2 protein-coding genes are annotated in these 1898 nt (G+C 40.0%); both read left to right on the top strand.

The features are described from left to right. The coding region (locus tag R0123_RS08510; protein WP_323843752.1) for a hypothetical protein at positions 1–278 on the top strand (278 nt) is incomplete at its 5' end. A gap of 70 nt (positions 279–348) precedes the next feature. Further along, a complete protein-coding gene (locus R0123_RS08505) occupies positions 349–1428 on the top strand; it encodes a protein rep (protein ID WP_323842618.1) in 1080 nt (359 codons plus the stop codon). Positions 1429–1898: the final 470 nt, after the last annotated feature.

The raw sequence follows: 1898 nt of genomic DNA, 5'->3' as shown, positions 1-1898 counted from the left end.
TGATTGTGCAGGAAGTGCCATCGTCTTACATGGTTAAAAAATTCATACCTATGTCATGGGTCAAGGTGGAGATTTTTTGCAACGCAAAAAATACTACCTTGACCCATGACATAGGTATGATAAAAAACCACCATGTAAGCGGTGGCACGATAGTTTTTTTAGGGGAAAAATGGGGTGTTTTTTGGGGTCTTTCGCCTTGTATTTATACATTAGGGATAACTAGCGGATATTTTTTCATAGATTTTTTTATGTTAAACCTTGATATATCAAGGCTTTGACTATTGACAAGGCATAAAAAAACCGATAAATTGTGGATTGTCGAGATCAACAATTTAATCGGTTCTTTTTATGGTACAAAAACCTGATGTAAATTTCAATGAAAATGTTAATAATTTTAATGAAAACATTAAAATTGAAATTTTCGATTATCTATATGACAATCATCCACCCAGTGATTTAGATATATCATTATCAACTGTATCCAAGCGTGATAGCGTTTGGGACACCCACAGAAACGATACAGCCGATGTTAGCGACATATACGCACTAAACGCTGAATTTGAGCGTTATGGCGAGCGTATGGAGTTCTGTAGCGGTTGGTTGAAGTTTGGGAAAGCTGAAAGCGGTTTTTTGCTCAAGGAAGCTAATTTTTGCCGTGTTCGGTATTGTCCTGTCTGTCAGTGGCGTAAATCTTTGTATTGGAGAGCGATGATGTATCAAAAATATGATGATATGCGTTTGGCGTATCCTACACATCACTTTCTCATGCTCACGCTTACGGTCGAAAATCCGCATATTACTGACTTACGCTCCACACTTCAAGAGATGAATAAGGCTTGGCAACGCCTAATCAAGCGTAAAGAGTTTGGTGTTGTTGAGGGTTGGATACGCACTACTGAAGTTACCAGAGACAAGGTACGCCCGAACACCCACGCACACCCACATTTCCACTGTCTGCTAATGGTTAAGCCAAGTTATTTCGGCAAAGGGTATGTCGTTCAAATGGATTGGGTTCGCCTGTGGGCTGACTGTTTGCGTGTGGACTACTTGCCCAATGTAGATATACGAGTCGTTAAGAAAAAGGGCAAGAAAAAGGGCGAACCACTGACTTATGAAGATATTAAGAAAGGCATTGTCGAAACGCTCAAATATGCGGTTAAGCCTGCGGATATCAAGGGCGACGATACTCCAGAAAGTTATGAATGGTTCTATGAACTCACACGCCAAACGCACAAACTGCGATTTGTGGCCACTGGTGGAGTGTTAAAAAATGCACTCAAAGAAGACGACAATATTACTAATCAAGATATGATTAAAGCTGGCGATGATACCGATGAAATGGACGAAAAAACAGATAAAAAACGATTGAATTTCACATATTACAAATCCAAAAAGGGCTATATCTACAATCCAAAATTTAACGAATAAAGCACTAACCAAGTACATAAAATGCACTTACAAAAACCGTCCGATTTGGGCGGTTTTTTTTGGGGGTTCAAAGGGGGTTTTTGCCCCTTTTTGCCAGCGTGATTGAGTATCCCAGAGGGTACTCAAGCTATGCTGGCTTAGACAAAATAACTCATAAAAATCGGAGTAAGATTTTACAACCCACCCCCCAGCGTTTCACTCATGGTAATGAGTGTCCAGTTAGTAGTTTCTCATACCATAGCTTGACTTCGTCTCGCAATGATGAGAAACTAACTGGACGAAAGGGAGCAATCCCCCCTTTCGAAACCCCCAAAAAAAAACCGCCTATCTGGGCAGTTTTTTGTGATTGTGCAGGAAGTGCCATCGTCTTACATGGTTAAAAAATTCATACCTATGTCATGGGTCAAGGTGGAGATTTTTTGCAACGCAAAAAATACTACCTTGACCCATGACATAGGTATGATAAAAAA

Origin of the sequence: Moraxella sp. Pampa (assembly GCF_035181385.1) — a bacterium.
Lineage (GTDB): Bacteria > Pseudomonadota > Gammaproteobacteria > Pseudomonadales > Moraxellaceae > Moraxella.
The sequence above is the reverse complement of the archived record's forward strand: the minus strand, read 5'-3'. Positions and strand labels throughout refer to the sequence as shown.

What these genes read in the sequence shown, in the direction of transcription:
- R0123_RS08505 (WP_323842618.1), top strand. Translation starts at nt 349, where the DNA reads ATGGTACAAAAACCTGATGTAAATTTCAATGAAAATGTTAATAATTTT.